Origin of the sequence: Duganella sp. (assembly GCF_039595735.1) — a bacterium.
In the GTDB taxonomy this organism is placed as follows: Bacteria; Pseudomonadota; Gammaproteobacteria; order Burkholderiales; family Burkholderiaceae_D; genus Rugamonas.
The window spans coordinates 101,974-124,219 of the sequence record NZ_JBCNLB010000011.1 but is presented as its reverse complement, the minus strand read 5'-3'; the positions used below and the strand labels follow the sequence as shown (position 1 = coordinate 124,219).

Below are 22,246 nucleotides of genomic sequence, written 5' to 3'. Positions count from 1 at the left end.
TGGAAAATCTTTAACTTTCTGTCACCGGGAGTAGCCATGGCTCGCGCCAACGAGGACGATATCGAGGTCTTGCGCCGGAAGATTAATGATCACTGTATTTACCGCGTTCCGCCCAAGTCCAAGGAGCTACCGGCGATGGGAGGAGGTTTTTACACCTGGCAGTTCTACTTGCGCAGCGCCCTGCTTGATGCCCGCAGTCTGCTTACCATCAGCCAGCATTTCTGGCGTCGCTATGGCGGAGAATATCGGGATGCCCCATTTCAGATTGCCGGCGTCGAGTCGGCCGCTGTGCCGGTGATTACGGCATTGGTTTGCTCCGCCGCCGAACGTGGCATCACGTTGAATGCATTCACTATCCGGAAGAACCGCAAGGATTACGGGCGGCGGAATCTGATCGAAGGAACGCCTAACGATCTGCCGGTGCTGTTCATTGACGATCTTACCTCGCCGCTGCACAACGCGTTCTGGCATGCGGTGCATGCGCTGTCGACCCACGGATTAATGCTGGCCGGCCACGCCTACGTCGTGGTACGGAAACAAGAGCGCGCCGTTTCGCCACTGATTGCAACTTCGATCGGCACCGTCCGGGTTGAGAGCCTGTTCACGCTGGACGACTTTCAGCTTGAACTGGAGGACTATCTGGCGCAGCGCCAGACTTCCGGCACGGCTTCGCCGGCCGCCTGAACCGGTCTTCAATCATGCCAGCCACCTCTCTGCAAACCACCGCATCAGCGGCCCTGTTCCGCCCCGAAGCACTGGACGAAGCGCGTTCCAGGCTGGGCGTCCCGGTCCAGCTACTGGGTGTGTCAGGTTGGGCGATGACGTTGTTCTTCATCGCCTTGCTGCTGACGCTGGCGGTGTTTGCCTGCAATACACACTATGCCCATAAAGAAAACGTCTACGGACAGGTGACGCCGATGGCTGGGAGCCTGCGGATTATCGCAGGGCGCAATGGCGTGGCTGAGCAAGTCCTGGTGCACGAAGGTCAGGCAGTGAAAGCCGGACAGGAATTGATTGGCATCTCGTCGGCACCGCGCCTGCAGCGGGGCGACGTGCTGAGCGACAGCCTGCGCCGCGCGCAGGCTAGCGAGTTGCTGGCACAACGACGCCAGGCCCAGGCCAAACTGGATCAGCTACAACGCCAGTTGGACGAGGTTGGTGAGCGTCGGCGCAATGTCGGTGACGATGTCCTCCGGTTGGAGGCCGCCGGCCGCCTGCAGCAATCACGCATCGAAATTCAGGAGCAATCGGTGGCGGCTGCCCATGCCTTGACCGAGCAAGGCATGCTATCACAGATGGCGATGCGCACCCGCGACGATGCATTGCTGGCAGCCCGGCAAACGCTGGCCGGGCTGGAACGGGAGGCGGCGCAGCAGCGCAGCCTGCTGGTGCAGTTGGGGGCGCAGGTCGCCAGGCTGAATGCGGAGATGCGTATGGTGCGTTCAGAAACCGATAACATAGAGGCACAATCAGATGAACATCGCCTGGTGTCGGAAGCAACTTACGCCGATCACCTGAGCTCACCGGTGGACGGCGTGGTCACAGCGCTGCAGGTCCATCCGGGCGCGCCGGTCACATCCAACCAGACGTTGGCGATCGTGATTCCCGCTGGTCCCGCGCGTCAGCAGCAAGGCCTGGAAGTGGAGTTGTGGGCGCCGTCGCGCGCCATTGGCATGCTGCGGCCGGGCGCGCGTGTGCATCTGATGTATGACGCTTTTCCGTACCAGACTTTCGGCGTGTCCCGTGGCGTGGTGCGTGACATCGCCAGCGCGCCGATCATGCCCAATGAATTACCGGTGCCGATCGAGAGCAAGGAGCAGCTGTTCCGGGTGCGTGTCGCGCTCGACCGCGCGTCTCTCAGCGCATATGGCCGCGACTGGCCACTGGTGCCCGGCATGCGGCTCAGCGCGGATCTGGTGTTGGAAGATCGCAGTCTGCTCGATTGGCTGCTTGATCCGTTACGCGCCGCCCGGCGCCATGGAGCTTAAAATGCGAAGCGCCGTTCGATACTTGCGCGCCCTGCTGCTTGCCGCGCTGCTGGCGCTGACAGGCACGGCCATCGCCGCCGGCAGCAATGGCTTTGGCCCCCGGCTGTTACTCGTCCAGAAAGATGGACGCAGTGCGCTGTTTCTGCCTGAAAGTCACATTGGCTCGCCGGCGCAGGAAGATGCATACTTCCGCAGTGTAATCCGGCCGGCGTTTGCCGCCAGCAGCGCGCTGCTGGCTGAACGGTCCAGCGTGTCGTGGTTCGAACGTGGTTACGACCAGGCCGTCTGCCCGGATGAAAATGCGGATGAGGCCGCGATGGACGACAAGCTCAACGCCGCGTTGCGCGTCCGTGCACCTGCGGTGCCGTCAATGCTGCGTAGCGTGGCGGCGTCTGAACGGCTCGCAACCCTGGGGCGTTTCATCCGCTTTCATTTACTGTTTGTCGACGTCCACCAGCGCGCCATGGGACGGCTGCCCGCACAGGAAAGTGCGGCAGAGCGCGGTTTCAAGGTCCGTAATGCGCAGTCGGGCATCTTGCTGGCAGAAATGCCGCGGCGGGCCGTTTCGGTGGAAGATATCGGCACCTGGCTTCAGGCCTGGTGCGCGACGTCACCGCAACAGCGTGCGGCGCTCATCGCGGCCACGGTAGCGCAAAGCCAGCAAGAGTCGGCCGTTGCGGGCGCAGCTCCTTCCATCGAAGCGCAACGCGCTACCACCTATCGCGACAACGATGCCGATTACCAGCGCGAACTGGATCGTATCCGTGCGGCGTTGGCGGCACCGACCGCGCCAGCCGGCGCACTTCCGCAACGCGTCTCGACACCGGATGAATTGCTGCTGAACCGCTTCATGATCGTCCAGCGCAGCCGGGCCTGGGTGGAAGGCATGCCCGCCGTGCTGGCGCGCGAGAGGCTGCCCTTTTATGCGCTGGGCGCCGCCCATTTTGCCGACAGCCCGGCCGGCCCCGGCTTGTTAACGTTGCTGCGCTCGGCAGGCTACTCGATCACCCTGCTCCGCGATCGCCGCGCGCTGGACACCGTGCTGGCCCGGATGCCGGCGCGGCAGAGCACCGCACCAGCCACGCTCCCTGCCATGCGGGCGCTGGCCGGCGACTGCCACACCGAGGGGGACAGTTACGGCTGCAGCTGGAGCGATCAATCAACCACCTATAGCGTGCTGAACGCGCAGGCATCGCAACCGCTGGAGGTTTGGTCGGCCTGCTTCCAGCGCGAAGGCCTGCTGGGACCCGAGCAGCATTGCGTGTCTTCCACGCGGCACGCGGATCCGCAGCGGGCCGCCGATCTGGCCGCATCCAGGCAGCGCGACAAGCCGCCCCCAGGGCGCGCCGAACCCTGACATCCACCTTATTCCGTTTTATCTGATAGCGGACGGGGCGCCCCGTACCGTTGCCAGACCGTGTCCCCTGGGCGCTCAGGGGACTGTAGCAGTGCGTCTGTTCTCTTTCATATTAACGATCAGGAGTAAATCAACATGCGGATTCTGAATGACGAAGAAATGAATGCTGTTGCCGGCGGCCAAGGCAGCACGCTCCATGCCAAGGTGGAGCTGCCAGTGAAAACCAAAATCAAGAGCACCTCCAGCGGGGTGTACCACACCGACGAGGAAGAAGAACCTGGGGACGGTGGCGGCGGCGATGGCGGCGGTGGTGGTGGCGGCGACGGTGGTGATGGCGGCGGCGGCGATACTGGCGATACTGGCGATACTGGCGACACGGGTGCCAGTGGCGGCGATGACGGTTACGGCAACGACGTCGGCGACACCAGCGAGCCGGTTGACAACAGTGAAAATGACATTCAGTTGGCCAAGGCGGAAAGCGATCCCAAAGCCGATATCAAGCTGACCTGCAATACCGAGAACGGCAGCAAGACCTGCGTGTCCGGGAATGCTGATCATTTCATCGTGACCACCACGGACAAGAGCGGCAATACCACCGCGTATGCCTGTGGTCTGAACCCCGGCTATAGCGTGTCCTTCTCGCTGGAACTGTTTAAATCGATCCGCGGCGGCTCACTGGGCGGCAGCTGGACGCAGACCGGCGCCTTTGACTGCAAGGTCCTGCCGGTAACCAAGCACGGCTAACGCCCTGGCGGCGGCGCCGCGAGCAGGCGGCGTCGCTTTCGTGAAAGCGAGTGGAGCCATCATGTATCAAGCATTTCAATCCGAAGCGGCCGAATGCGGCCTGGCCTGCGTGGCCTTGGTGCTGGCGGCACACGGCGCCGCCGTCGATATCGCTGAGTTGCGGCGCAAGCACCATGTGTCTTCGCGCGGCCTGACATTGCGCGAGGTGGCCGATATAGCGGCCGCCAATGCGCTGGTGACACGCGCGCTACGCTGCGAGCTGGACGAACTGCGTCAGTTGCGCTGTCCAGCGATCCTGCATTGGGGGCTGCAACACTACGTGGTACTGGAGCGGGTGCGCGGCACCACCGTGCGCATCAGCGACCCCGCCAGCGGACGCAGCGACTTAAGCATTGAGGAAGTCTCGCGGTTCTTCACCGGCGTGGCGCTGGAGCTGGCGCCGGCCCCCGAATTCCGCCGCCGTAAGCAGCAAAGCCCGCTCAGCCTCTGGTCCTGGTTCAGACTGGCTCCCGGCATGCGGGGCAGCCTGGCGCAAATCCTGCTGCTGTCGCTGCTACTGCAAGCCTACATGGTGGCGAGCCCGTTTTATATGCAACTGGCCATCGACCAAGCGGCGCTAAAAGGCGATCATGGCCTGCTAACATCGTTGGCACTGGGTTTTGGCTTGTTTGGCTTGTTCAATGCCGGCGCCGAGGCCTTGCGCGGCATCGTCACACTGCGCTTGTCAGCGCTGCTCAACTGGGACATGACCTTGCGCCTGTTCCGCCACATGGTCAGGCTGCCGCTGCCATGGTTCCAGCGCCGCAAACTGGCTGACGTGCTGTCGCGTTTCGATTCGATAGGACCGGTGCGTGACTTGATCTCGGGTAGTCTGGTAACCACCGCTGTAGACGGCCTGCTGACCTTGGCCACCCTGGTCATGATGTTTCTGTTCGCCCCTGCGTTGGCCTGGGTGGTGCTGGCCGCGCAGATGTTGTACCTGCTGGTGCGGCTGGGTACGTTGCCATTGTCCATACGGCTCGGCATGGAGGCACTCGGTGCGCGCATTGCGGAAAACAGCAAGCGCATTGAAACCATCCGTGCCATCCAGACGCTAAAAGTGATGGGGGCGGAAAATGCCCGCGAAAGCGACTGGGCCAACAAATTTGCCGCCACCATCCGCCGTGAACAGGCGCAGAACCTGGCCAATCTATGCTTTACCGGAATACACGGCCTGCTGGAAAGCGGCGTTACCGTAGTGCTGATCTTCCTGGGCGCGCGGGCGGTGATGGACGGCACCATGTCAGTCGGCCTGCTGTATGCGTTCATGTCCTACCATGGCCAGTTCTCCGGACGCGCCAGTGCGCTGTTTGAACAGATCATCCACTGGCGCCTGACTGACATGTATTCTTATCGGCTGGCTGACATCGTGCTGACGCCGAAAGAGCCGCGTATCGACGACATTAGCGTCGCCCAGCCGCACATTGACGGGGCCTTGCAGTTTGTCGATCTCGCCTTTACCTATGCGCCGCAGGAGCCGCCCATCCTACGCGACGTTTCGTTCAGCATTGCACCGGGCGAGTTCGTTGCCATCGTCGGCCCCTCCGGTGCGGGCAAGTCGACCCTGCTGAAGGTTCTGTGCGGGTTGTATCCGGCCAGCGCGGGCCAGGTGCGGCTGGACGGCCGTTCGCTGGAGTCATGGGGTCCCAAGGCCACCCGGCGTGCGCTGGGCGTGGTCATGCAGGACGACGAACTGCTGGCCGGTACCATCGCCGAAAATGTGGCCTTTTTTGACGATCAAATCGATATCCAGCGCGTATGGACTTGCCTGGAACAGGCCGCGATTGCCGAGGATGTGTTGCGGATGCCGATGCGGGTCGAGACTTTCATTGGCGAAATGGGCGGCAGCCTGTCCGGCGGGCAGAAGCAACGGCTGCTGCTGGCAAGGGCGCTTTACCGGCAGCCACGCATCCTGGTGCTGGACGAAGCCACCTCCCACCTGGACATGCGGCGCGAGTCGGAAATCAATGACGCATTGAAGGCGTTAACCATTACCCGTGTCATCGTGGCGCACCGCAGGGAGACCATCGCCGCAGCCGACCGCGTCATCACAATCGACCATGGAACGGTCGTGTCCGACCGCCGTAATCAGCCGTCAATAGCCGTGGCGGCGCCTTGAAGGCCCGCCAGTTCGTCCTCGGTGAAACCGGCCTGGCGGCGCGCTTCCAGGTTGAACGGGCCGCGTGGTGTCGGGGCGCGGTATTGGCGGGCCAGTGCGGCGTAGGTCGGGATCAGTTCCAGGCCGCGCTGGCGGCACAGGAAGCCGTACCAGCGGTTGCCGATTTCCACATGGCCGATTTCATCGCGCAGGATGATGTCGAGGATGGCGGCAGCTTCCTTGTCGCCGGCTTGCGCCAGCTTGGCGCGCAGCGGCGGATTGGCATCCAGCCCGCGCGCTTCCAGTGTGCGCGGCACCAGCGCCATGCGCGCCAGCACATCGCCGCAGGTGCGTTCGACCATTTCCCACAGGCTGTCGTGGGCGATGAAGTCGCCGTAGCTGCAGCCGAGCCGCTGCAAATGCGCCTGCAGCAGCGAAAAATGGTAAGCTTCCTCGCGCGCGACCTGCAGCCAGTCGGTGTAATACGCTGCCGGCATGCCGGGGAAGCGCCACACCGCATCCAGCGCCAGATTGATGGCGTTGAATTCGATATGGGCCAGCGCGTGGATCAGCATCGCCCGGCCTTCCGGGGTGTTCATCGCGCGCCGGCCGACCTGCAGCGGCGGCACCAGCTCCGGCTTTTCCGGCCGGCCCGGAATCGCGGCCGACGACGACAGCGCGGCCTGCGGGTCCGGCATGCAGGCACCTTCGGCCGAGGCCTCCGCCATCGCATACACCGCCGCCACCTTTGCCGACGGATCAGGCTCAATCAGGCATTGCAGCGCGCGGGCGCGGAGTTCGGTGGGGGCTTGCATGGTTTTCTTCCAAATCATTGAGGGCGGTAGTGTACCACTAGGTTCTCCGGGAACTAAGCCCTGTCCTACAACCACACCGCACGCGCACCTATACCTCTGCCGTCGCGTCGCCCGCATGATGTGGAATGTCACCGCGTCGTCTGATGCGGGGCATCACTAACCACTTGGAGACCATCATGAGCTATCTAGACCGCGATACCTATGGCATTTACAGCAATGACGACACCACCGGCCCCGGCCCGCGTCTGATGGGCGCGGATACGCTGATCGGCGAGGATGTCTACAACCGCCAGGAGGAAGACCTGGGCGACATCAAGGAAATCATGCTGGACATGCGCAATGGCCAGGTTGCTTACGCCGTGCTGTCCTTCGGCGGCTGGCTGGGCATGGGCGACAAGCTGTTTGCCGTGCCTTGGCAAGCACTGGAACTGGACACCGCCAACAAGCGCTTCCTGCTGGACGTATCCAAGGAGCACCTGAAAAACGCCCCCGGCTTTGACAAGGACGATTGGCCTGACATGGCCAGCACCGAGTTCAACACCCAGCTGCACAACTTCTACGGCACCCGCCAAAGCGTACCCGGCGGCGTCACCGCCAGCGGCAGCGTGATGGGCAGCAGCAGCGGCAGCCTGCAGAGCGACCAGGGCTACGGCAGCAGCAGCGGCGGCACGCTGGGTTCGGGCAGCGGCACGACCGGCAGCAGCACCACTGGTTCGGGCACCGGCAACATCGGCAATATCTGACGCTGGCCTACCCGGCGCACACATTGGCTCGCCAAGGCATGCGATAGCGCGCATGCCGGGCGGGCAACTCTGGTTTAATCGCTGCATCGACAGCGTTACGACCAGCCATGCATAAAACCTTCGCCATCCTGCTGCTTGCCGCAGCCCTGCCCTCCCTTGCCTTTGAACCCCTGCCGCCGGAAACCATGGACGACACGCGCGTCTTCAAGGTGGAAGTGCTGCAAGTGACGGACATTGAACCCTATCGCGATGCGCTGAACGGCTTTCTCAAGTCGTTGCAAGGCAGCGGACTGATCGACGGCAAGAATCTTATCGTGCACAAGACTGCGATTGATTTTGACGTGGAGAATGGCGGCTTCTGGAGCAAGCTGGGCGTGCTGATGCGCATCCGCCATGAAGCCGCCCGCATTGTTGAAGCCAGGCCTGACCTGGTGTTGACCATCGGCACCCCGGCCACCAGGTATGCGCGCGGCATGCTGACCGATGCCCGTATTCCACTGGTGTTCACGGCGGTGGCCAATCCGGAGGATGCCGGCTGCGTGTCGCTGGTGGATGCCGGCGAAGGCGCCACCGGTTCCACCCTGTACACCGACATGACCGACTCGTTGCAATTGGTCAAGGATGTGTTCCCCAATGTGCGCCGCATCGGCATGGTGCACAGCGATGACGAAAACGGCGTTGCCAACGTGGCCGCCGCCACCACCAAGGGAAAACCGCTGGGGCTGGAGGTGAACGCGCGGCTGGTCAACAAGAACGAACACATCGCGCCCAAGCTCAAGGAGTTGCATGCCGGCGGCGCCGACATGTTTGCCGTGCCGCTGGATACCTATTACGGTCTGCAGCGCTACGAAGCGGCGATGGATCTGGGCGATTTCGGCATTGAAAACAAGGTGCCGGTGGTGACCCTGGCCATGGTGCGGGTGCCTGGCGCGGCGCTGTACATCGGCGCGGATTTCAAACAGGTGGGCCAGCTGGCCGGGCAGCAGGCGGTGAAAATCCTCAAGCGCCGCACCAAGCCGGATGTGCTGCCTATCCTGCGCCAGGAAAGCCCTACCGTGCTGGTCGATCCGGCCCGGCTGGCGGCGCTGAAAGTCAGCCTGCCGCCGCCGCTGGCGGCCCGAAAAATCGAAACCGCCAACGGCTACTGGCAAATTGACTTAATCAAATAAAGTTGTTGCGCCAGCCCGGCGCGCGAGCACAGCCCGCACCAAAACTGAGCATTTCCACTGGCACGCTTCTTGATAGAAGAATAAACGTGCTCAACAGGGAATGTTCGATATGTCCAAATTCTTCAATGAAATGACTGCTGACGGCCTGGCGCACACAGCCAGTACCGAGATCCGTGAACACTACCGCGAGTTCTGCGGCTGGCTGCAGCGCCAGTCGGCGGAGACCATGGAACGCAAGCGCGCCGAGGCCGACCTGGCGTTTCGCCGGGTGGGCATCACCTTTGCCGTGTATGGCGACGACGCCGGCACCGAGCGGTTGATCCCTTTCGATACCATCCCGCGCATTATCCCGGCGGCCGAATGGAAGCAGCTGCAAACCGGGCTGGTCCAGCGCGTCAAGGCGCTGAACATGTTCGTCCATGATATTTACCACGACCAGAACATCATCAAGGCCGGCATTATTCCGCCTGAGCAAATCTACAAAAACGCCCAGTACCGGCCCGAGATGCAAGGTATTAACGTCGCTTCCGACATCTACGCCCATATCGCCGGGGTCGACATTGTGCGTGCCGGCCAGGGCGAGTTCTATGTGCTGGAAGATAATCTGCGGGTGCCGTCCGGCGTTTCCTATATGCTGGAAGACCGCAAAATGATGATGCGGCTGTTTCCTGAACTGTTCGCCCGCAACAAGATCGCCCCGGTCGACCATTATCCTGACATGTTGCTGGATAATCTGCGCTCGGTGGCGCCGATGGGCATCAACGACCCCACGGTGGTGGTCATGACCCCGGGCATGTACAACTCGGCCTATTTCGAGCATGCCTTCCTGGCCCAGCAGATGGGCGTGGAGCTGGTCGAGGGCAAGGACTTGTTCGTCAGCGATAACACGGTATTCATGCGCACCACGCGCGGTCCCAAGCGGGTGGACGTGATTTACCGCCGGCTGGACGACGACTTTCTCGACCCGCTGGCGTTCCGGCCGGATTCCTCGCTGGGCGTGCCGGGCCTGCTGTCGGTCTACCGGGCCGGCCGCGTCACGCTGGCCAACGCCATCGGCACCGGCGTGGCCGACGACAAATCGATTTATCCCTACGTGCCGGACATGATCAAGTTTTATTTGTCGGAACAGCCGGTGCTGAACAATGTGCCGACCTACCAGTGCCGTAAAAAAGAAGACCTGGCCTACACCCTGGCCAACCTGCCCGATCTGGTGGTCAAGGAAGTCCACGGCGCCGGCGGTTACGGCATGCTGGTCGGCCCGGCCTCGACCAAGGCGCAGATCGAAGATTTCCGCCAGCGTTTGATCGCCAGGCCGGACGGCTACATCGCCCAGCCGACGCTGGCTCTGTCCGCCTGCCCGACCTACGTGGAAAGCGGCGTGGCGCCGCGCCACATCGATTTGCGGCCGTTCGTGCTGTCCGGCAAGACCATTTCCATGGTGCCGGGCGGGCTGACCCGGGTGGCGCTGCAGGAAGGCTCGCTGGTGGTGAATTCGTCGCAAGGCGGCGGCACCAAGGATACCTGGATACTGGAGAGATAAATCATGCTGAGCCGCACCGCTGACCATTTGTTCTGGATGGCGCGCTACACCGAGCGCGCCGAAAACACCGCCCGCATGCTGGACGTCAACGTGCAGACCTCCATGCTGCCGCAATCCGATGAGGAAAACGCTCAGGGCTGGCGTGCCCTGCTGGGCATCTCCGAGCTGCAATATGCCTTCGATCAGAAATATCAATCGCTGGAGGGCCGCGAAGTCATCGACTTCATGGTGCGCGATCCCGGCAATCCTTCATCGATCGTGGCTTGTCTGACGGCTGCGCGCGAAAACGCCCGCGCCGTGCGCGGCACCCTGACCACGGAAGTGTGGGAAATCCAGAACCAGACCTGGCTCGACATGCAGCGACGCCTGCAGAGCGATTTGCTGGAAACCGACCCCAGCAAGTTCTTTGAGTGGGTCAAGTACCGTTCCCACCTGTCGCGCGGGGTGACGCTGGGCACCATGTTGCGCGACGAGGCCGTGCATTTCATCCGTCTTGGCACCTTCCTGGAGCGGGCCGACAACACGGCCCGGATTTTGGACGTGAAATACCACAGCGGCGCCCCGGAAAGCGGCGAAAGCATGAGCCAGCGCGACTTTTACTACTGGGGCGCGATGCTGCGTTCGGTGTCGGGCTTTGAGATTTACCGCAAGGTCTATCGCGATGTCATCACCCCGGCGCGCATCGCCGAGCTGCTGATGCTGCGTGCCGACATGCCGCGCTCGCTGCTGGCGTGTATGGACGAGGTGGTGTCCAACCTGCACGAGGTGCGCAATGACGTGTCGGCCGATACCGAGCGCTTTGCCGGCCGCCTGCGCGCCGAGCTGCAGTTCGGCAAGATTGAAGACATCCTGGCGGACGGCCTGCACGATACGCTGACCCGCTTCCTGGCCGATATCTATGAACTGGGCAACCGCGTCAGCCGCGATTTCCTGGTGCCGCTGGCGGCTTGAGCGAAAGGTTATCCCATGCAATTGAACATCCGGCACGAAACACGCTACACCTACAGCCTGCCGCTGGCGTACACCATCCAGCAGCTGCATCTGACGCCGCGCGTGGAGCCGCAGCAGCACGTGCTGTCCTGGCAGTTGTCCACGCCCGGCCACGTGCACGCTTACACCGACGCCTACGGCAACCGGTCGCACATGATGACCATGGATGTGCCGCATCAGGCCCTGTCCATCGTCGCCAGCGGCGTGATCGAGACCACGGCGCCGGAGCGCGGACGCGTGCCGAATGGCGACACGCTGTCGCCGCTGATCTTTACCGTGCCGACCCGCCTGACCGCCGCCACGCCCGGCATCCTTGAGCTGGCCGCCTCCTGCCTGCCGGACGGCAAGGCCGCCACGCGTGACCTGATGTGCCTGGCCGAGCACATCTTTGGTGCGGTCCGGTATCAAAGCGGTGCGACCGCCGTCGACACCACCGCCAGCGACGCGCTGGCGCTGGGCCAAGGCGTTTGCCAGGACCACGCGCATCTGTTCCTGGCCTGCTGCCATGCGCATGGCATCCCGGCGCGCTATGTCTCCGGCTATATCGACCCGGAAAACAGCGACCATGCCGCCAGCCACGCCTGGGTGGACGCCTGGGCGGACGACAAGGATTACAGCGGCTGGGTCAGCATCGACGTGACCCATGCGCGCCTGATGACGGATGCCTATTGCCGTCTGGCCATCGGCCGCGACTACGACGGCGCGGCGCCGGTGCGCGGCGTGCGGCGCGGCGGCGGCACGGAGTCGCTGAGCGTCGACGTGCAGATCATGCCGCAGTAAAATGGGCTACTTCAAATTTATTTTAGGCAACGATGACTTATTGTGTGGGCATGCGCCTGAATGCCGGGCTGGTGTTTTTATCTGATTCGCGTACCAATGCCGGCGTGGATCAGGTCGGTACGTTCCGCAAGCTGAGCGTATTTGACATTCCCGGCGACCGCATGATGGTGATGATGACCGCCGGCAACCTGTCAATTTCGCAGTCGATCCGTCAGCTGGTGTCCGAACTCAAGACTGAGGATGGCCACAGCATCTGGACCGCGCCCAATATGTACGAGGCGGCACGCATCCTCGGCGAGGCCGTGCGGCAGGTGCATGCGCGCGATGCGCAATCGCTGGCCTCGTTTGGCATCGAATTCAACGTCAGCATTATTTTCGGCGGCCAGATCAAGGGCGAGCGCTGCCGCCTGTTCCAGATCTATTCGGCCGGCAACTTTATTGAAGCGCACGACGAGAACACCTATTTCCAGATCGGCGAGGCCAAGTATGGCAAGCCCATCATCGACCGCGTGGTCACTCCGGCCACCTCGCTGGATGATGCGGCCAAGTGCGCGCTGATTTCCATGGATTCCACCCTGCGCTCCAACGTTTCGGTCGGCCTGCCGCTGGATCTGCTGGTGTACGAAACGGACCAGCTGGCCGTCACCCATTTTGTAACAATTGATGAGCGCAACGAGTACTTCCAGATGATACGCAACACCTGGGGGCAGCAACTTAAGCGCGTATTTGAAGGGCTGGACGCGCCGGCCTGGAACGCAGCGCCTGAAACAACCGGTAATGTGTTGCATTCCACCAACACCGGCAACATGCCAGTGCGGGTGGCGCCGCCGTCCGGCGTTGCAGTTCCTGCGGTGTCGCGCTCGCCGTTGCAAACCCTGTCGCAACAATTTCACGATGGACAACAGTAATAAGCCGGACGCGGTGCCAGCGTATGATAGGATAAAAGCAACCTGTCCTGGAGCCCCGAATGACTGAAGCGAGCCCGCCACAAGCCGAAGAGAGTATTTTTTCGGTCGATACTTTGTTGAAGTACATGGGCAACGATGACCAGGCGCTGGCTGTCGTCGGCAAAATCGTGCGCGATGCCTGCGCCCCGGGTATGGCGCCGCTTGAACAGGCCGGCGCAGCGCTGCGCGAACATCGTCTGCATGACGCCGGCAAGATTTTTCACAGCCTGCGCGGTTCGATCGGCACGTTGGGCGCCAAACGCCTGGTGAGCTCCTCTCTCCAGCTGGAAAAAGCCATTGCCGCGCAAAGCCTGGAGACTATTCCGGCCTTATTTGCCGCGCTGGAATCCGAATATCAACTGGTCTTGCGCGAAGCCGATGCCTGGCTGCGGCGCAACGCTCCCCAAGGCGTTTGAGCCGCCTGCCATCATTCACGATTTATGAAGCCGCGTTTTTGCTGCATTGCACAGCAGGCCTGCGCCTGTCTGTGACTTTGTTGCCATTAACGAATGGTTACAATTGTTACCCCCATGAGCGCTTCCTGAACGGGCGGCACAAATTCTTCATGTTAATATCGCCAGCACTTGGAAATTGAATCAAAAAACAAGAATTTGCTTCAATCCCCATTGCGTATTCGACAATTTGCCCCAGTGCAAGTATAATGGTGCAACGCATCGAGCTAAGCACTTTGCTTTAATCAAGGGTACTTAATTTATGGAATTATTCAACAAGTCTGGCGTATTGATATCTTCGGTGCTGGTGCTGGTGGGCGCCCTGATAGCGTGCCAGGCCCAGGAAGATGCCATTCCCTCCCCGACTGTGATTGAAGCAGCAGCCATGCAAATCGGCCCGAGCGGCCAACCTGCCGCCGAACGCCGCCTGCAAGAGTGGGCCGAGCAAGGTTCCCCGGTAGCGCAACGTGAATTAGCCCTGCGTTACCTGTCCAATCCGGCCAAACGCCGCGAAGCCATGGAATTGTTCGAACGTGCCGCCAGCGCCGGCGATGTCCAGGCTGCCGTCGGCCTGGTCGGCATGGCCCACGACAGCCAGGTCAGCACGGCCACCGGCAGCGGCGGCGCGGCGCGCAGCGCCGGCCGCGTGATCAAGGAAGCCGCGACCGCCAACTATATCGCGCATTGAGTTGAGACTGCGTTAAGCAACGAAGCCGCCCCCACCCTCCGGTGCCGCGGCTTTTTTCTTGTGGAGTGAGGCATGGATCGACTGCGAGCGCTGGAAGTGTTTGTCGAAGTCGTCAAGCGCGACGGTTTCGCCCGCGCCGCCGAGGCGCTCGACACTTCGCCGGCCAATGTAACGCGTTACATCAGCGACCTGGAGGCGCATCTGCAAACGCGCTTGCTGAACCGCAGCTCGCGCAAGATGTCGCTCACTTCCAGCGGCGAGGCGCTGTTTGAGCGCGCCAAATCGATCCTGGACGATGTGGCCGAAGCCGAGGCCATCGTTTCCTCGGCCGCCTTGCAGCCGCATGGCGTGCTCCGCATCAATGCGCCGCTCAGCTTCGGGGTGCTGCACCTGGCGCCGCTATGGGCCAAGTTCATGCGCTTGTATCCGGAAGTGCAACTGGATGTGGCGCTGATCGACCGCGTAGTCGATATCGTCGAGGAAGGCTACGATATGGCGGTGCGCATTTCGCGCGCCGGTTCGGCCTCCAACGTGGCGCGCAAGCTGGCCACATCGCGCAATGTGCTGTGCGCCGCGCCGGATTATATCCAGCAGCACGGCATGCCGCTCTCGCCGGCCGATCTGCTGCGGCACGCCTGCATCGGCTACAGCTACGCCGCCACCGCCGACGAATGGCATATGCTGGACGGCAGCGGACAGCCGCACGCCGTCAAGGTGCGCTGTGTGATGCATACCAATAACGGCGATACCGCCCGCGCCGCCGCACTGGGCGGTCTCGGCATCATCTGGCAGCCGACCTTCCTGGTGGGCGGCGATTTGCGCGCCGGCCGGCTGCAGCGCGTGATGCCCGAATACCACATGCCGGATATGGACGTGCTGGCGGTCTATCCAAGCCGGCGCCATCTCAGCGCCAAGGTGCGGGTGATGATCGATTTCCTGGTGCAGGAGCTGGCCGGCACGCCGTGGGACCGGCAGGAGTAAAAGTTCCCCTTTTTCGATTGAGGCAGATCATCCGAACCGGCTGCGCCAGCGCAGATACTCCTATCTTTCGGAGGACAGGTCATGATCGAAAGCGTGCAGCAGGCAGTATCGCAGGACCAGTTCCGTGACCAGTTGGTGGCCTACACGCAGCAGCATCGCGCTGGCCACTGGAGCGGCAGCTTTGCCCAGTTCATGGACCAGGTGTTGCCGGCCGCGCCGGCGCAGTTGGCGCGCAGCTCGCATCAATACATCTGGGATATGCTGCGCTGGAGCGGCAAGGACGGCGGCGATGGCAAGCTGCGCTGCAGCCTGTTCGCCGACGAGCTGTTCGGCATCGACGACGCCCTCGCCCGTGTGGCCGACTATTTCAAGGCGGCCGCCGCCGGTTCCGAAGTCGGACGGCGCCTGCTGTTGCTGCTGGGGCCGCCATCGGGCGGCAAGTCGACGCTGGTGATACGCCTGAAGCGCGGGCTGGAGGAATACAGCCACACCGAGGCCGGCGCCCTGTACGGCATTGCCGGCTGCCCGGTGCGCGAGTCGCCGCTGCATCTGGTGCCGCACACGCTGCGTGCCAGTTTCCGCGAAAGCTATGGTGTGGATGCGTCCGGGGAACTGTGCCCGTATTGCCGCACGCGCCTTGAGCACGAGCTGGGCGGCGATTTTCTGCGCATGCCGGTCGAGCGCATCTTTATCTCCGAGGCCGGGCGCAGCGCCATCGGCACCTACGCGCCGCACGATCCGAATACCGCCGATATTGCCGATCTGGTGGGTTCGGTGGATCTGTCGCGCGTGGCGGAGTTCGGCGATGAGGGCGACCCGCGCGCCTGGTCATGGTCCGGCACGGTGTATGCGGCCAGCCGCGGCGTGCTGGAGATGATCGAAATCCTCAAAGTCAAGCGCGAATTCCTCTACCTGCTGCTGACGCTGACGCAGGAGAAAAACGTCAAGGTGGCGCGCTTTCCGCTGATTTATCTCGACGAAACCATCCTGGCGCATACCAATCTGGCCGAGTTCCGCAAGTTTCTGCAGGAGAGCGAAAACGAAGGCCTGCTGGACCGCATGGTCATCGTGCAAGTCCCTTACACCCTCAACTACCGCGAGGAAGCACGGATTTATCGCAAGCTGATCCTGTCGGCGCCGGCGTTTCGCAATGTGCATCTCGATCCGCATGTGCTGCATGCGGCGGCGGTGTTTGCCGTGCTGAGCCGCCTGCACGAGGGCGAGGAGCGCGACGGCGACCTTGCCAAACGGGTGCGCATCCACGGCGGCGAGGACGTGGATGGTGTACACCACAGCGAGGCGCTGCGCGTGCGTAACAAGGAAAAGGCGCCGGATGAGGGCTTGTCCGGCGTGTCGCCGCGGTTCGTGATCAATGGACTGTCGCATGCCATCATTCAATCCTCATGCAACAGCATCAGCACCATGGACTTGTTGCTGGCGCTGAAAGATGCGATTGAAAGCGACGCCCGCCTCGATTCCTCGCGCAAGCGGCGCTGGGTCGATTATCTGGTGCTGACGCGTAAGGAGTTTTACAACCGCTGGGTGAAGGAAGATGTGCACAAGGCCTTGTTTGTGTCGTTCGAGCAGGAAGTGTCGGATCTGCTGGAGAAATACCTGGACGAGGTGGAAGCCATGCTGGACAACCGGCAGGTAAAAGACCCCATCACCAACGAGCAGCGCCGCCCGGACGAACGCTTCCTGCGCGCGGTGGAAGAGAAAATCCATATTTCCGACTCTGGCAAGCAGTCGTTCCGGCAGGAGGTGGTACGCAAGGCCATGAGCGCCTACAAGCGCGGCGAGCGCTTCGGACTGGGCAGCCACGCCCAGCTGCGCGACGCCCTGCAGCAGTATCTGTTTGAACAGCGGCGCGATGTGCTGCGGCTGGTCAGTTCCTCCAAGCGGCCGGACGACGAGGTGCGCGCCAAGATATCGGCGGTTGAGCAGCGCCTGGTGGACGAATACGGCTACGACAGCCACTGTGCGCGAGAGGCGCTGAATTACGTCACCACCTTGCTGGCACAGGAATGATATGCGCAACGATTGGTACGACCTGTTCTCCCGCGGCGCCCGCGACTGGCTGCGCCACAACGACAAGGTACGCGAGGCGGTGCGCCAGCACTTGCCCGAGGCCCTGTCGGCGCCCGACCTGATAACAGGGCCGGGGCAGCGTGGCGTGCAGGTCCCGCTCAGGCTGCTGGAACACGCGCGCTTCCGCCTCTCCGGCGAGCACAGCACGACAGGCGCGGGCCAGGGGCCGGGGCAGCCGGGCGACATCCTGCGCTCGCCCTACTTCGACGATGACGATAACGGCGCCGGCAGCGAAGGTGGCGCGGTCACCCTGCTGATGGAGTTTTCCATCAACGAAATCATCGACTGGCTGTGGGAAGAATTCCAGTTGCCGCAATTGGCGCCGCGCGGCAACGCCGCGCTCGATGAACAAGCGCTGGCGCGCGCCGGCTGGGACAAACGTGGCGTGCGCTCCCGGCTGGACCGCCGGCGTACGGTGAAGGAAGCGGTCAAGCGTCGCGCCGTGCAAGCTGAACCTGCGCCCTTCACCAACGACGACTTGCGTTTCCGCCAGTTGGTGGCGCAGCCGAGGCCCAGCAGCAGCGCCGTGTTGTTTTTCATGCTGGACGTGTCCAGCAGCATGACGCTGGCTGAGCGGCGCCTTGCCAAGACCTTCTTTTTTCTTGCCTTGCAAGGCTTGCGGCGCAAATACCACCACATCGAAACCCGCTTCCTGGCGCATGCGGCGCGCGCCTGGGAGTTCAACGAAAGCGACTTTTTTGAAGCCAGCGGACTGGGCGGCACCATGGCGTCGACCGGGTTCCGGCTGGTGCAGGAGCTAGTGCAGCAACGCTACGATCCGGCCTTGTGGAACAGCTATCTGTTCTACGCATCGGACGGCGACAATTTTTCGGAGGACCGTGCGGCTGCCAGCCTGGCGCTGGGTGGGTTGGGCAAACAGATGAACTACCTCGCCTACGTGGAAACCCTGCCCGGTATGCCGCGCATGCAGGACAGCGAAATGCACCAGCTGTGGACCGAGCGCGAGCGGCAAGGTTTGCCCATGTCCAGCGCCGTGCTGTCCGACGGCGACGACGTGTTCACGGCGCTGCGGCAATTTCTCATCCGTCAGGTCCCGCCATGAGCCCGGATGACTACAGCGCCCGACTGCAACAGCTGGCCCACGGACTGGGTTTGGACTACTACCCGGTCGATTTTGAACTGGTGCCACAGAATTTCATGCTGGAGATCGCCGTCTACGGGGTGCCGGTGCGCATGAACCACTGGTCGTTCGGTTTGCGTTACATCCACCAGCTGCTGCATCAGCACATGGGGCACTCGCGCATCTTCGAGGTGATGTTTCCCGGCGATCCATGCCGGGCGTATATGATGGACAGCAATTCGCTGGCCGAAAACACGCTGGTGACGGCGCACGTGATCGGCCACGCCGACTTCGTCAAGCGCAACGCCCTGTTTGCGCGCTTCATGCGCATGGCCGGCGGCCGCATCCTGGAACAGAGCGCCGCCCGCGCCCACGCGCTGGAAGATGCCGTGCTGCGTCATGGTCAGCGCGCCGTTGAAAGCGTGCTGGACGCGGCGCTGGCGCTGGAACCGCATATCGATATCCACCAGCCGCTGTACCGCCAGGCTTATCCCGAATCCGGCGCTGCGTCCGAACCGCCCGAACCGCGCCCGTTCCGCAAGCGCTATCAGCAGTTGCCAGGAGAAACCTCGCCGCAGCCCCTTGCGCCGCCCAGGCGGCAGCTGCCGCCGCGCCCTGAGCCGGACTTGCTGTGGTTTATCGCGCGCTATGCGCCGGATTTGAAGGACTGGGAACGCGACATCTTTCTGGCCGTGCGCGAAGAAGCGTTTTATTTCTATCCGGTGCACGCCTGCCAGATCATGAACGAAGGCTGGGCCTCTTACTGGCACGCCCGTTTGCTGCGCGAGGCGGATTTCCTGCCCCAGGAGCTGTACCTGCAAGCGCTGCGTGCCCACTCCGACGTGGTGCGTCCCTACGGCAACGAGCAGCAAGTGGTGCTCAACATCAACCCTTACCACCTCGGTTTTGCCATCTGGGAGGACATCATTGAACGCGAAGGACTCGACAGCGCGCGCCGCATCTGCGCCGAGGAAGACGATTTCGGCTTCATCCGCAACTATCTGAGCGCCGGACTGGCGGAAAAACTGGATCTGTTCAGCTACCAGGCCCGCGCCGACGGCGATACCCGTGTGGTCAGCCGCGACCTGCACCATGTGCGCGAAGCGATTCTCGGCCCCAGGTACAACTACGGCGCGCCTTGCATCGCGGTGGAGCGCATGAATGACGATTTCAGCCTGGTGTTACGCCACGATCACAGCCGCGACGGCCGCGGCCTCGATCTGGCGCAGGCGGAACAAGTGATGCAGTACGTGGCACGCGTCTGGCGGCGGCCGGTGACGCTGCACACGGCCGACTTTCGCGGCGTGGCACGCACCATGCACGTCACGCAGCAAGATGTTGTTCATACCAGCGTAAGGCCTGCCTGAGGCCGCGCCGCAGATCGTGGGTGGGCGCGTAACCCAGCAGTTTGACGGCCTTGGAAATATCGGCCTGCGAGTGGCGCACGTCGCCGGCGCGGAACGGCCCGTAGGTTGGCTGGAAGTCGTGCAGGTGCGGATGCTGTTCGACCAGCAATTCGTGCAGCAGCAGGTACAGTTCATTGAGGCTGGTGCGGGCGCTCAGCGCCACGTTGTAGACTTGATTGACGGCCGCACGCTTGTCGGTCAGGGCGGCCAGCAAGTTGGCCTGCACCACGTTGGCCACGTAGCAGAAATCGCGGCTGCTTTCGCCGTCGCCGTTGATCACCAGTTGGCGCTGGCCGATCATGGCGGCGATCCACAGCGGGATGACCGCCGCATACGCGCCCGCCGGGTCCTGGCGCGGGCCAAAGACGTTGAAATAACGCAGTCCGATGGTTTCCAGACCGTAGCAGCGCGCGTAGACGCCGGCGTACAGCTCGTTCACATGCTTGGTCAGCGCGTATGGCGACAACGCCTGGCCGATGTGTTGTTCCTGCTTGGGCAAGCCCGGATGGTCACCGTAACTGGCGCTGGACGCCGCGTACACCACGCGCCGCGCGCCGGCCAGCCGTGCCGCGTCCAGCAGGTTGAGCTGGCCGCCGACATTGATGTCGTTGCACAGCAGGGGCTCGGCCATCGACCGGCTGACCGAACCGAGCGCTGCCTGGTGCAGCACATAGTCGGCCCGGTCGCAGGCTGCACGGCATACCGACAGGTCACGGATGTCGCCCTCGATCAGCTCGAAGCTGCGCCAGGCATCGGCGCCCACCAGTTCGCGTACCTGATCGAGATTGCGCCGGTAACCGGTGAGGAAGTTGTCGACGCCGACCACGCGCTGTCCCAGTTCCAGCAGCGCCTGCAACAAGTTGGAGCCGATGAAGCCGGCCACGCCGGTGATCACCCACCGGTATTGCTCATATTCCAGCTGCTCGCGCACCAGCTGATAGGCGCTGGTGGCCGGGGTGCCGTTTTCGTAATCGCTCATCACAGCCTCCACACGCTGAGGCCGCTACCGCGCAGCGCACCGGGATCGAATTGGGATTTCAGATCGATAAAGCAGCCGCTGGGTGCGATCTTGTCCAGCATTTGCCGCAGCGGGCGAGCTGCCAGCTCGCGATGCGCCACGGCGCTGATCAGGGCTTCGGCACAGGGTAAGTCTTCCCAGGACTGCAGCCGCACGCCGTATTCGTGCAGTGCTTCGGCAGCATCGGCCACCGGATCGTGGACGTGGACTTGCAGGCCATACGATTCCAGCTCGCGGATCAGGTCAGCCACCTTGGAATTGCGCAGGTCCGGACAGTTTTCCTTGAAAGTCAGGCCAAGGACGTTGACGCGGCAGCCCTTGAGCTTGAAGCCGGCGCGCACCATCTCCTTGACGGTTTTTTCCGCCACGAACTTGGCCATGCTGTCGTTGATGCGGCGCCCGGCCAGGATCACGTCCGGGTGGTAGCCCAGCATCACCGCCTTGTGCGTCAGATAGTAGGGATCGACACCAATGCAATGCCCACCCACTAGGCCCGGCCGGAACGGCAGGAAGTTCCACTTGGTGCCGGCCGCTTGCAGCACTTCCAGCGTGTCGATGTCCATGCGGTCGAAAATGATGGCCAGTTCGTTCATCAGGGCGATGTTCAGGTCACGCTGGGTGTTTTCGATCACCTTGGCGGCCTCCGCCACCTTGATGCTGGAGGCGCGGTGCACGCCGGCCTCCACCACGCCCTCGTACAGCGTGGCCACCCGTTCCAGCGTCACGGCGTCGTCGCCCGAAACCACTTTGCGGATGGTTGCCAGCCGGTGCTCGGTGTCGCCGGGATTGATGCGCTCTGGCGAAAAGCCGATGTGGAAGTCACGCTGCCATTGCAATCCCGAGCATTGTTCCAGGATCGGGATGCAAATTTCCTCGGTGGCGCCGGGATAGACGGTGGACTCGTAAATCACCACCACGCCCGCCTTCATGTGCCGTCCAACCGACTGGCTGGCGCCAACCAGCGCCGCAAAGTCCGGATTGTGCGCCTCGTCCACCGGCGTCGGCACCGCCACCACGATGTAGTCGGCTTCTGCCAGCGCGGCCGGATCGCAGCCCATCTCCAGCCAGCGCGCTGCGGCAAATTGCGCCGCGCTGACCTCACCGCTGGGATCGATGCCGAGGCGGTAACTGGCCACCTTGCGCGCCGACAGGTCGACACCAATGGTCCGCCGCTGCGCGCCAAACGCCACCGCCAGCGACAAACCCACGTACCCAAGTCCAACCACGGCGACAACTTCCATATGAGCACCTTTTGAGAGAGTGTTGAATACCCGCGTCAGCCGATTCTACGAGCGGCTTTTACTCTGCCGTTTGCGGTCGAT

The 22,246-nt window shown here is 62.7% G+C and carries 20 protein-coding genes; 17 read left to right on the top strand and 3 right to left on the bottom strand.

The features are described 5' to 3' along the window. Positions 1 to 36 precede the first annotated feature (36 nt). The 5 genes from ABDW57_RS18655 to ABDW57_RS18635 all read left to right on the top strand — a co-directional run bounded on the left by ABDW57_RS18655 (position 37) and on the right by ABDW57_RS18635 (position 6,247). A complete protein-coding gene (locus ABDW57_RS18655; RefSeq protein ID WP_343731674.1) occupies positions 37 to 684 on the top strand; it encodes a hypothetical protein in 648 nt (215 codons plus the stop codon). A gap of 134 nt (positions 685 to 818) precedes the next feature. Further along, the gene (locus ABDW57_RS18650; RefSeq protein ID WP_343731673.1) at positions 819 to 1,988 is read left to right on the top strand and encodes an HlyD family efflux transporter periplasmic adaptor subunit; all 1,170 of its coding nucleotides are present in this window, start codon (positions 819 to 821) and stop codon (positions 1,986 to 1,988) included. Further along, positions 1,978 to 3,345 carry a TraB/GumN family protein gene (locus ABDW57_RS18645; protein ID WP_343731672.1) on the top strand — a complete coding sequence of 456 codons (1,368 nt, stop codon included), beginning with the start codon at positions 1,978 to 1,980 and terminating at the stop codon, positions 3,343 to 3,345. The genes ABDW57_RS18650 and ABDW57_RS18645 overlap by 11 nt, the downstream gene beginning before the upstream one ends. Positions 3,346 to 3,480: 135 nt before the next feature. Beyond that, on the top strand, positions 3,481 to 4,089 hold the full coding sequence (locus tag ABDW57_RS18640) for a hypothetical protein (RefSeq protein ID WP_343731671.1): 609 nt from the start codon (positions 3,481 to 3,483) through the stop codon (positions 4,087 to 4,089). 61 nt (positions 4,090 to 4,150) lie between these two features. Continuing rightward, positions 4,151 to 6,247, top strand: a complete 2,097-nt coding sequence (locus ABDW57_RS18635) for a peptidase domain-containing ABC transporter (RefSeq protein ID WP_343731670.1) — start codon at positions 4,151 to 4,153, stop codon at positions 6,245 to 6,247. Here ABDW57_RS18635 and ABDW57_RS18630 read toward each other — a convergent pair. Beyond that, positions 6,217 to 7,041, bottom strand: coding sequence for a ferritin-like domain-containing protein (locus tag ABDW57_RS18630; RefSeq protein ID WP_343731669.1), 825 nt, complete (start codon positions 7,039 to 7,041; stop codon positions 6,217 to 6,219). The genes ABDW57_RS18635 and ABDW57_RS18630 overlap by 31 nt on opposite strands. 176 nt (positions 7,042 to 7,217) lie before the next feature. Here ABDW57_RS18630 and ABDW57_RS18625 point away from each other — a divergent pair, with 176 nt between their 5' ends. The 12 genes from ABDW57_RS18625 to ABDW57_RS18570 all read left to right on the top strand — a co-directional run bounded on the left by ABDW57_RS18625 (position 7,218) and on the right by ABDW57_RS18570 (position 19,867). Beyond that, positions 7,218 to 7,784 carry a PRC-barrel domain-containing protein gene (locus tag ABDW57_RS18625; RefSeq protein WP_343731668.1) on the top strand — a complete coding sequence of 189 codons (567 nt, stop codon included), beginning with the start codon at positions 7,218 to 7,220 and terminating at the stop codon, positions 7,782 to 7,784. 107 nt (positions 7,785 to 7,891) lie between these two features. Continuing rightward, on the top strand, positions 7,892 to 8,953 hold the full coding sequence (locus ABDW57_RS18620) for an ABC transporter substrate binding protein (RefSeq protein ID WP_343731667.1): 1,062 nt from the start codon (positions 7,892 to 7,894) through the stop codon (positions 8,951 to 8,953). Between the two features lie 109 nt (positions 8,954 to 9,062). After that, complete coding sequence (locus ABDW57_RS18615; RefSeq protein ID WP_343731666.1) at positions 9,063 to 10,493, top strand: circularly permuted type 2 ATP-grasp protein; 1,431 nt, start codon at positions 9,063 to 9,065, stop codon at positions 10,491 to 10,493. 3 nt (positions 10,494 to 10,496) lie between these two features. After that, positions 10,497 to 11,444, top strand: a complete 948-nt coding sequence (locus ABDW57_RS18610) for an alpha-E domain-containing protein (protein ID WP_343731665.1) — start codon at positions 10,497 to 10,499, stop codon at positions 11,442 to 11,444. A 15-nt stretch (positions 11,445 to 11,459) separates the two neighbouring features. Beyond that, positions 11,460 to 12,263 (top strand): transglutaminase family protein, encoded by an 804-nt coding sequence (locus tag ABDW57_RS18605; RefSeq protein WP_343731664.1) that lies wholly within the window; start codon positions 11,460 to 11,462, stop codon positions 12,261 to 12,263. 32 nt (positions 12,264 to 12,295) lie between these two features. Next, complete coding sequence (locus tag ABDW57_RS18600; RefSeq protein WP_343731663.1) at positions 12,296 to 13,171, top strand: proteasome-type protease; 876 nt, start codon at positions 12,296 to 12,298, stop codon at positions 13,169 to 13,171. A gap of 59 nt (positions 13,172 to 13,230) precedes the next feature. Beyond that, entirely contained in the window at positions 13,231 to 13,626 is a 396-nt protein-coding gene (locus ABDW57_RS18595) for an Hpt domain-containing protein (RefSeq protein WP_343731662.1), read from the top strand. 298 nt (positions 13,627 to 13,924) lie between these two features. Next, positions 13,925 to 14,350, top strand: a complete 426-nt coding sequence (locus tag ABDW57_RS18590) for a hypothetical protein (protein ID WP_343731661.1) — start codon at positions 13,925 to 13,927, stop codon at positions 14,348 to 14,350. 72 nt (positions 14,351 to 14,422) lie between these two features. Next, positions 14,423 to 15,331 carry a LysR family transcriptional regulator gene (locus ABDW57_RS18585; RefSeq protein ID WP_343731660.1) on the top strand — a complete coding sequence of 303 codons (909 nt, stop codon included), beginning with the start codon at positions 14,423 to 14,425 and terminating at the stop codon, positions 15,329 to 15,331. Positions 15,332 to 15,412: 81 nt separating this feature from the next. Continuing rightward, positions 15,413 to 17,359 (top strand): serine protein kinase, encoded by a 1,947-nt coding sequence (locus tag ABDW57_RS18580; protein ID WP_343731659.1) that lies wholly within the window; start codon positions 15,413 to 15,415, stop codon positions 17,357 to 17,359. Position 17,360: 1 nt separating this feature from the next. Next, positions 17,361 to 18,482, top strand: a complete 1,122-nt coding sequence (locus ABDW57_RS18575) for a DUF444 family protein (protein WP_343731658.1) — start codon at positions 17,361 to 17,363, stop codon at positions 18,480 to 18,482. Next, complete coding sequence (locus ABDW57_RS18570; protein WP_343731657.1) at positions 18,479 to 19,867, top strand: SpoVR family protein; 1,389 nt, start codon at positions 18,479 to 18,481, stop codon at positions 19,865 to 19,867. Before ABDW57_RS18575 ends, ABDW57_RS18570 begins: the two co-directional genes overlap by 4 nt. Here the strand turns inward: ABDW57_RS18570 and ABDW57_RS18565 are convergent. Further along, positions 19,824 to 20,885, bottom strand: a complete 1,062-nt coding sequence (locus ABDW57_RS18565; RefSeq protein ID WP_343731656.1) for an SDR family oxidoreductase — start codon at positions 20,883 to 20,885, stop codon at positions 19,824 to 19,826. The two genes, ABDW57_RS18570 and ABDW57_RS18565, sit on opposite strands and share 44 nt — an antisense overlap. Then, positions 20,885 to 22,165 carry a nucleotide sugar dehydrogenase gene (locus ABDW57_RS18560; RefSeq protein ID WP_343731655.1) on the bottom strand — a complete coding sequence of 427 codons (1,281 nt, stop codon included), beginning with the start codon at positions 22,163 to 22,165 and terminating at the stop codon, positions 20,885 to 20,887. Before ABDW57_RS18560 ends, ABDW57_RS18565 begins: the two co-directional genes overlap by 1 nt. Positions 22,166 to 22,246 lie beyond the last annotated feature (81 nt).

Coding starts and splice junctions, on each gene's coding strand:
- ABDW57_RS18655 (WP_343731674.1), top strand. CDS start 37: ATGGCTCGCGCCAACGAGGACGATATCGAGGTCTTGCGCCGGAAGATT.
- ABDW57_RS18565 (WP_343731656.1), bottom strand. CDS start 20,885: ATGAGCGATTACGAAAACGGCACCCCGGCCACCAGCGCCTATCAGCTG.
- ABDW57_RS18590 (WP_343731661.1), top strand. CDS start 13,925: ATGGAATTATTCAACAAGTCTGGCGTATTGATATCTTCGGTGCTGGTG.
- ABDW57_RS18650 (WP_343731673.1), top strand. CDS start 819: ATGACGTTGTTCTTCATCGCCTTGCTGCTGACGCTGGCGGTGTTTGCC.
- ABDW57_RS18625 (WP_343731668.1), top strand. CDS start 7,218: ATGAGCTATCTAGACCGCGATACCTATGGCATTTACAGCAATGACGAC.
- ABDW57_RS18595 (WP_343731662.1), top strand. CDS start 13,231: ATGACTGAAGCGAGCCCGCCACAAGCCGAAGAGAGTATTTTTTCGGTC.
- ABDW57_RS18645 (WP_343731672.1), top strand. CDS start 1,978: ATGGAGCTTAAAATGCGAAGCGCCGTTCGATACTTGCGCGCCCTGCTG.
- ABDW57_RS18560 (WP_343731655.1), bottom strand. CDS start 22,165: ATGGAAGTTGTCGCCGTGGTTGGACTTGGGTACGTGGGTTTGTCGCTG.
- ABDW57_RS18610 (WP_343731665.1), top strand. CDS start 10,497: ATGCTGAGCCGCACCGCTGACCATTTGTTCTGGATGGCGCGCTACACC.
- ABDW57_RS18605 (WP_343731664.1), top strand. CDS start 11,460: ATGCAATTGAACATCCGGCACGAAACACGCTACACCTACAGCCTGCCG.
- ABDW57_RS18620 (WP_343731667.1), top strand. CDS start 7,892: ATGCATAAAACCTTCGCCATCCTGCTGCTTGCCGCAGCCCTGCCCTCC.
- ABDW57_RS18600 (WP_343731663.1), top strand. CDS start 12,296: ATGACTTATTGTGTGGGCATGCGCCTGAATGCCGGGCTGGTGTTTTTA.
- ABDW57_RS18575 (WP_343731658.1), top strand. CDS start 17,361: ATGCGCAACGATTGGTACGACCTGTTCTCCCGCGGCGCCCGCGACTGG.
- ABDW57_RS18640 (WP_343731671.1), top strand. CDS start 3,481: ATGCGGATTCTGAATGACGAAGAAATGAATGCTGTTGCCGGCGGCCAA.
- ABDW57_RS18585 (WP_343731660.1), top strand. CDS start 14,423: ATGGATCGACTGCGAGCGCTGGAAGTGTTTGTCGAAGTCGTCAAGCGC.
- ABDW57_RS18580 (WP_343731659.1), top strand. CDS start 15,413: ATGATCGAAAGCGTGCAGCAGGCAGTATCGCAGGACCAGTTCCGTGAC.
- ABDW57_RS18615 (WP_343731666.1), top strand. CDS start 9,063: ATGTCCAAATTCTTCAATGAAATGACTGCTGACGGCCTGGCGCACACA.
- ABDW57_RS18635 (WP_343731670.1), top strand. CDS start 4,151: ATGTATCAAGCATTTCAATCCGAAGCGGCCGAATGCGGCCTGGCCTGC.
- ABDW57_RS18630 (WP_343731669.1), bottom strand. CDS start 7,041: ATGCAAGCCCCCACCGAACTCCGCGCCCGCGCGCTGCAATGCCTGATT.
- ABDW57_RS18570 (WP_343731657.1), top strand. CDS start 18,479: ATGAGCCCGGATGACTACAGCGCCCGACTGCAACAGCTGGCCCACGGA.